8 protein-coding genes are annotated in these 6,617 nt (G+C 65.9%); 4 read left to right on the forward strand and 4 right to left on the reverse strand.

Annotation, left to right across the window (positions count from 1 at the left end; genetic code table 11):
* Nucleotides 1-7: 7 nt before the first annotated feature.
* Nucleotides 8-1,210, reverse strand: a complete 1,203-nt coding sequence (locus tag VK682_RS18695) for a pyridoxal phosphate-dependent aminotransferase (RefSeq protein WP_324782331.1) — start codon at nucleotides 1,208-1,210, stop codon at nucleotides 8-10.
* Nucleotides 1,211-1,291: 81 nt separating this feature from the next.
* Here VK682_RS18695 and VK682_RS18700 point away from each other — a divergent pair, with 81 nt between their 5' ends.
* The 3 genes from VK682_RS18700 to VK682_RS18710 all read left to right on the forward strand — a co-directional run bounded on the left by VK682_RS18700 (nucleotide 1,292) and on the right by VK682_RS18710 (nucleotide 2,528).
* The gene (locus tag VK682_RS18700) at nucleotides 1,292-1,693 is read left to right on the forward strand and encodes a helix-turn-helix domain-containing protein (protein ID WP_089848876.1); all 402 of its coding nucleotides are present in this window, start codon (nucleotides 1,292-1,294) and stop codon (nucleotides 1,691-1,693) included.
* The gene (locus VK682_RS18705) at nucleotides 1,690-1,950 is read left to right on the forward strand and encodes a succinate dehydrogenase assembly factor 2 (protein ID WP_089848874.1); all 261 of its coding nucleotides are present in this window, start codon (nucleotides 1,690-1,692) and stop codon (nucleotides 1,948-1,950) included. Before VK682_RS18700 ends, VK682_RS18705 begins: the two co-directional genes overlap by 4 nt.
* Nucleotides 1,951-2,030: 80 nt before the next feature.
* On the forward strand, nucleotides 2,031-2,528 hold the full coding sequence (locus VK682_RS18710) for a MarR family winged helix-turn-helix transcriptional regulator (protein ID WP_089848872.1): 498 nt from the start codon (nucleotides 2,031-2,033) through the stop codon (nucleotides 2,526-2,528).
* Nucleotides 2,529-2,585: 57 nt separating this feature from the next.
* On the opposite strand, the gene VK682_RS18715 is transcribed toward VK682_RS18710, so the two are convergent.
* From VK682_RS18715 to VK682_RS18725, 3 genes are all read right to left on the reverse strand, one after another.
* Nucleotides 2,586-3,020, reverse strand: a complete 435-nt coding sequence (locus VK682_RS18715) for a VOC family protein (RefSeq protein WP_089848870.1) — start codon at nucleotides 3,018-3,020, stop codon at nucleotides 2,586-2,588.
* A gap of 66 nt (nucleotides 3,021-3,086) precedes the next feature.
* A complete protein-coding gene (locus VK682_RS18720) occupies nucleotides 3,087-4,457 on the reverse strand; it encodes a hypothetical protein (RefSeq protein ID WP_324782332.1) in 1,371 nt (456 codons plus the stop codon).
* Nucleotides 4,458-4,466: 9 nt separating this feature from the next.
* Nucleotides 4,467-5,495: a hypothetical protein gene (locus VK682_RS18725; protein WP_131821831.1), complete on the reverse strand. Its 1,029-nt coding sequence runs from the start codon at nucleotides 5,493-5,495 to the stop codon at nucleotides 4,467-4,469.
* 197 nt (nucleotides 5,496-5,692) lie between these two features.
* On the opposite strand from VK682_RS18725, the gene thyX reads away from it, so the two are divergent.
* On the forward strand, nucleotides 5,693-6,598 hold the full coding sequence (gene thyX, locus VK682_RS18730) for an FAD-dependent thymidylate synthase (protein ID WP_230797301.1): 906 nt from the start codon (nucleotides 5,693-5,695) through the stop codon (nucleotides 6,596-6,598).
* The last annotated feature ends 19 nt before the right edge of the window (nucleotides 6,599-6,617 follow it).

The raw sequence follows: 6,617 nt of genomic DNA on the forward strand, positions 1-6,617 counted from the left end.
CCTGTCGCTAGCGCAGCGTGGCGCAGAAGGCGGCGATGCGGCCGCAGGCCTCTTCCAGCACGGTGTCGGAGGTGGCGTAGGAAATGCGGAAATTCGGCGACAGGCCAAAGGCCGCGCCAAACACCACCGCAACCCCCGCCTCTTCCAGCAGGGCGGTGGCGAACTCTTCGTCACTGTCGATCCGCCGCCCTTCCGGCGTGGTTTTCCCCAGCAGCCCCGCGATGGAGGGATAGACGTAGAACGCCCCCTCCGGCACCGGGCAGGTAAGCCCCGGCACCGCGTTCAGCGCCGCCACCACCAGATCGCGCCGCCGCTGGAACACCGCGCGCCATTCCGCCAGAAACGCCTGCGGGCCGTTCAGCGCCTCCACCGCCGCCCACTGGCTGATCGAGCAGGGGTTGGTGGTGCTCTGCGACTGGATCTTGCGCATCGCGGCGATCAGCGGCTCCGGCCCGCCCGCATAGCCGATGCGCCAGCCGGTCATGGCATAGGCCTTGCTGACGCCGTTGCAGGTCAGGGTGCGGTCATAAAGCCCCGGCTCCACCTGCGCGGGCGTGCAGAATTCGAAACCGTCATAGGCCAGATGTTCATACATGTCGTCGCTCATCACCCAGACATGGGGATGGCGCATCAGCACGTCGGTCAGCGCCTTCAGCTCGGCGCGGCTGTAGCCCGCGCCGGTGGGGTTGGAGGGGGAGTTGAACAGGAACCACTTGGTGCGGGGCGTGATCGCCGCCTCCAGCATCTCGGGCGTGATGCGGTAGCCCAGCTCGGGCTTGCCTTCCACGATGACCGGCGTGCCCTGCCCCAGCTTGACCATGTCGGGATAGCTGACCCAGTAGGGCGCGGGGATGATGACCTCGTCGCCGGCATTGAGCGTCGCCATGAAGGCGTTGTACAGCACCTGCTTGCCCCCGGTGGAGACGCTGATCTGCGCGGGCACATAATTCAGCCCGTTCTCGCGCGCGAACTTGGCGCAGATCGCCTGTTTCAGCTCGGCGATGCCGTCGGGCGCGGTGTAGCGGGTCTTGCCGGCCTCGATGGCGGCGATCCCCGCCGCACGGATATGCGCGGGCGTGTCGAAATCCGGCTCCCCCGCGCCCAGCCCGATCACGTCGCGCCCCTGCGCCTTCAGCTCCGCCGCCAGCTGCGTGACCGCCACGGTGGGCGAGGGTTTGACCCGGGCAAGGGTCTGCGAGAGAAAGGTCATGGCGCGCACCGTTTGAATTGCTGTGCCACCTGTCATAGGCTTGGCCCCGAGCCCGTTCAAGCCGCATCGAAGGAACCGCCGATGACTGACGCCACCGACTGGTATGGCCCCGAGTCCGCCACCTTCGGCGACCGGCTCGCCGCCGCCCGCGATGCGGCTGGCATGGATGCCGAAACGCTGGCCCGCCGTCTGGGCGTGCGGCTGAAGACGCTGCAGGACTGGGAAAACGACATCTCCGAACCGCGGGCGAACCGGCTGCAGATGCTGTCGGGGCTGCTGGACGTGCCGATGGCATGGCTGATCACCGGCGAAGGCGAAGGCCTGCCCTCGCCCGAGGCACATGAAGGCACCACGCCCGCCGACATCGCCGAGACGCTGCTTGAACTTCGCGCGCTGCGGGGCGACATCCGCATGGCGGGGGACCGGCTGGCACGGCTGGAAAAGCGCCTGCGCCAGCTGCTTCGGGAAAGGGCCGACACATGACAGAACCTCACGAGATCCGGCTGAAGCGGCTGACCATGCGGTCGATGCGCCGCGGCATCAAGGAAATGGACATCATCCTGATGCGCTACGCCGCCGCGCGCCTGTCCGAGATGAGCGCCGCCGATCTGGACCGCTACGAGGCGCTGCTGGAGGAGAACGATCAGGATCTCTATCAGTGGGTCTCGGGCCAGAGCCCCGCGCCAGAGACGTTCCGCCCGCTGGTGGAGGACATTTCCCGCACCTCCTGCGGCGGTTGAGGCTGTCCCGCGCAGCTTAACCCAATCTTGGCGTTTTTGCCCCAGAACTACCGCCTGACACGGATTTGGCGGAGACGGAAATGAGCATTCATGCCTCCTTGGGGAAAAAGCCGGCGCAGGGGTTTCTGACGGGGTATCTGGAAACCCTCGCCCTTGTGGAACGGCTGCATCGGCTCCTGCTCGATGTCATCAAGGACGAATTCGAACGGGTCGGGATCCTCGACATCAACGCGGTGCAGGCACTGCTGCTGTTCAACATCGGCGACAACGAGGTCACTGCGGGCGAGCTGAAATCGCGCGGCTACTATCAGGGCTCGAATGTCAGCTACAATCTCAAGAAACTGGTGGACATGGGCTACATGCACCACCAGCGCTGCGAGATCGACCGGCGGTCGGTGCGCGTGAAGCTGACCCAGCGCGGGCGCGACATCCGCGCGCTGGTCGACACGCTGTTCGAACGCCACGCCGAAGGGCTGGAGGCGCGCAAGGTCATCGATCTGGAAGGCATCGAGGACATCAACACCGCGCTGCGGCGGCTGGAACGGTTCTGGACCGACCAGATCCGCTACATCTACTGACCCCACCGGCGCGGGAACCGGACCCGAAGGCCCGGCGCCGTGATCTTGGCGGATGTCTTACCAGTGGCCGGTATTGGGCATGCTCGCCCAAGGTTCGGCGGGCTCTTTCGCGTCGCCCTGCTGCAGCAGTTCAATGGAGACGTTGTCGGGCGACCGGACAAAGGCCATGTGCCCGTCGCGCGGCGGGCGGTTGATGGTCACGCCCGCATCCATCAGCGTCTGGCACATCTCGTAGATGTCCGGCACGGTATAGGCCAGATGGCCAAAATGCCGCCCGTCCGAAGGCAGGCCCTCGTCCCCGTCCCAGTTATAGGTCAGTTCCACATCTGCGGTGCCGTCATCCTGTTCCGGCGGGCAGAGAAAGACCAGCGTGAACCGGCCCTTGTCGTTTTCGATCCGGCGACGCTCCTTGAGGCCCAGAAGCTTGTAAAACGCCATGGAGGCGTCCAGATCCTTCACGCGGACCATGGTATGAAGATAGCGGATCGGCATTGCGGGTCTCCTTGTGCTTCCCGTGCCCAACCTAGGCAGCGTCGCGCGCTTGTCGAGACCCTAGGTTCAGAAGGCCGACCGCAGCCCCAGCCGCAGCCCCAGTTCATCGGCATCATACTGGCCGAAATCCGATTCCACCCGCTGGCCGCTGACCGTGACCGTGGGCAGGAAGCCGTAATAATCAAGCTGCCGGATCTCGGCGGTGATCTCGGCGCCAAAGCTGTGATCGCTGCGCTGCTCCCCCGCCACCGGGCCGCTGGAAAAATCCTTGCGCCCGGCGGTCAGGCCAAACTCGATGCCAAGCCCCAGCACCGGCTCGGCCAGACGCAGACCTGCCGCAGCGCTCCACCCGACATAATCGAGCGAGGCGGCATCGGACTGGCTGGCAAGCCGCGTCAGATCCAGCGTCAGGTCATGCCCCGCCCCCAGCGTCTGCCGCCAGCCCGCGCCCGCCCGCCAGCTTGTGGCATCGGCGGTGGCCGTGCTTTCGGCCTCCTGCTGGCGCAGCCCCGCGCTCAGCTGCACCATGCGCCCCTGCCCCAGCGCAAAGCCCTGCACGGCGGTGCCGTCGACATAGCTGGTATAGGGATCGCCGCCATACCAAGTGCGCCCCACCGCCAGCATCACCTGATAGGGCCGCTGCGGCGCGCCGGAGAGGCCGCGATGCGCCAGCCCCAGCTGGGCAAGGCCAAAGGCGAAATCCGATCCTTCCGCCCCCGGCGCCTTGTCCTTGGCGTCTTCGGACAGGGTGTAATCCGCCTGCGACAGGGTCAGCAGCAGGTCGGTCTGGTGGCGCATGTCCGTCTCTTTCAGACGGTAGCGCAGGTTCAGGCCGCCCTTGACCTCGGTCCCCGACAGGGCGACGGCGCTGCCCTGAAGCTCGGCCTCGACCACACCGAAAAACGGCAGCTCATAGGTGCCGGTGGTCTTTTTGGACCCGTTGTTGATGTTCGACACCGGGGCAACCGAGAAGCTCAGGTTCACCCCCCACGGGTTGCGGGCGCGCACATAGTAGAAATCGCGCTCCGCCACCTTGCGCAGCGCCGGGCTTGGCGCCGCCTCGATCGCCTGCCGCAGCCGCAGCTGCCCGATCATGTGATGCCCCTGCGAGGCGGCCACCTGCGCGCTGACCAGTGCTGCGGCAAAGCGCTGTTCGTCGCCTTCGGCCAGCCTGCGCGCGGCGGCGGCCCCGGCGCGGGCCTCGTCAAACACGCTCAGATCGCGGGCCGACCGGGCGCGCAGCAGCTGCGCGTCAAAATCTTCCCCGTCCCGCGCCACCAACGCCTGCGCATAGCTCAGCGCGACCCGCGGACGGCCCAGTTGCAGCGCGCGGGCGGCTTCGGCGCGCAGCTGGCCGGGCGACAGCGCGCGCTCCTGCGCGCCCCCGCCCGTGGCAAGCATCAACCCCGCCAGCGCCGCAAGCCCGACCCGCCGCATCACGCCGCCTCAGCGGGACACGAGGAAGCCGCCGGTTTCGCGCTGGGTCACCCCCGACACACCGGGCAGCTCCGACTCCACCACGATCACGCCGACCACTTCCGACGCCTTGTCGCCATCGGCGCCATCCGACAGGATCGCGTAGAAATTGCCGCTTTCGAACACTTCGCCCGCGGCGATGCTTTGCAGTTCACCCGTCATTTCGCCGTTGCTGTCAGCGACCCCCGGACCGACCTTGAACACCAGATCAGGCACGGCGGAGAGGTCGGTTTCATACTGTTCTTCCAGCGCGGTCAGATAGGTTTCCGTCACATCGGTGCCGTCCAGATCGTAATAGCGCCGGTTGGAGATCACCCCGCTGACGCCGGAACCGTCGTTGAAATCCTCGAAATCGATCGCCACCGTCGCATCGCCGGTGACATAATCAAGCCCGCCCGCCCCGGAATAATCCTTGAGCCCGGCATAGCTGCCGCGATAGATCGCCTGCCCCGTCTCGGGCAGGGTCACGCCGCCGTTGCGCTGATAGACAAAGCCGCCAAAGCCGTAATCCACATAGGCGCCGGTCCGCACGATGGCGAGTTCGGTCTGCCCCGACTGGCTGACCGCATAGATCGCCTTATGGGTGAACTGGCCGATCGTCTCGTTCGTGACCGGATCAAGCACCGTGGCCGCGTTCTCGTAGACCGCAAACGGCCCAAGGCTGCCCACCTGATTGTCCCGACTGTAAGGCGCATTGCCGTCAAAGGCGAGGTTATCGACAAAAAACGTATCGTTTTCGCGATCATAGGCGGGCGAGCGGATCATCCCGGTGCCGGCCTCCTCGTCCTGCGGCTCGTAGCGCACGATGCGGCTGCTGGGGGTGGGGCTTTCGGTGCCCGGCGGAAGCCGCCCGTCGCTGTCGATGGGATCGGTGGTGCCGGTATCGGTCCCCGGATCGGTTCCGGTATCGGTGTCGTCGTCCGATCCGGACAGGGGATTGCCGTCGCCGCAGCCCGCAAGCAGGCCAAGGGCCAGAACGGCCACAAGAACACGATCCATCATTCTGCTGCCTCAAGCGTTTATAATTTGGTTTTGTCATGAGGCTCGCGGAGGATCACGGTTCTGTCAACGAGCGGCGTCAGACTGCGCTGGATCCGCTGCCCGACTGTGTCTCGAATGCCCGCAGTCGGACGGTTCCCCAGAAGGCGGAGCCCATGTAGGAACGCCGCGAGTCTTCTGGTGGAAAAGGAATCGTCATGCCGCTCAGCCCCGAACAAGAAGCCGAGATCGCAGAGCAGCGCAGCACGGCCCGCCCGACCCTGCGCGCCACGTCGCCGGGGATGGAGGCGCATCTTTATACCGCGCATCCGGTGCTGGATCACGGCTTTGTCCGGGTGGTGGATTACATGGGCGACGATGCCGCCATCTGTCAGGCCGCCCGGGTCAGCTACGGGCGCGGCACCAAATCGGTGTCCAATGACGAGGGGCTGATCCGCTATCTGATGCGGCACTGGCATTCGACGCCCTTCGAGATGTGCGAGGTCAAGTTCCACGTCAAGCTGCCGGTCTTCGTGGCGCGGCAGTGGATCCGCCACCGCACCGCCAATGTGAACGAATATTCCGCGCGGTATTCGATCCTTGACCGGGAATTCTATATCCCCGAGCCCGGCCAGCTTGCGGCGCAGTCGGTCATCAACAATCAGGGCCGCGGCGCGGCGCTGTCGGGCGAGGAGGCGCAGCGCGTCCTGCGCTATCTGCAGGATGACGCCTCGCGCGCCTATGACCATTATCAGGAGATGATCTCGACCGAGGGGCAGCAGGGACTGGCGCGGGAACTGGCGCGGATGAACCTGCCCGCCAACATCTACACGCAATGGTACTGGAAGGTGGATCTGCACAACCTGCTGCATTTCCTGCGCCTGCGCGCCGATTCCCATGCGCAGTATGAAATCCGCGTCTATGCTGAAACGATGTGCCGCATCGTCGCCGACTGGGTGCCCTTCGCCTATGCCGCCTTCGAGGATTACCGTCTGGGCGGCGCCACCCTGTCCAAGACCGCGCTGGACTGCCTGCGGCGCATGCTGAAGGGCGAGGAGGTCACGCAGGAAAACTCCGGCATGTCCAAGGGCGAATGGCGCGAATTCCGCGCCACGCTGGACTGAGCCCCGGGGGGGGAACGCC

Source organism: Salipiger marinus (assembly GCF_035481585.1).
Lineage (GTDB): Bacteria > Pseudomonadota > Alphaproteobacteria > Rhodobacterales > Rhodobacteraceae > Salipiger > Salipiger marinus.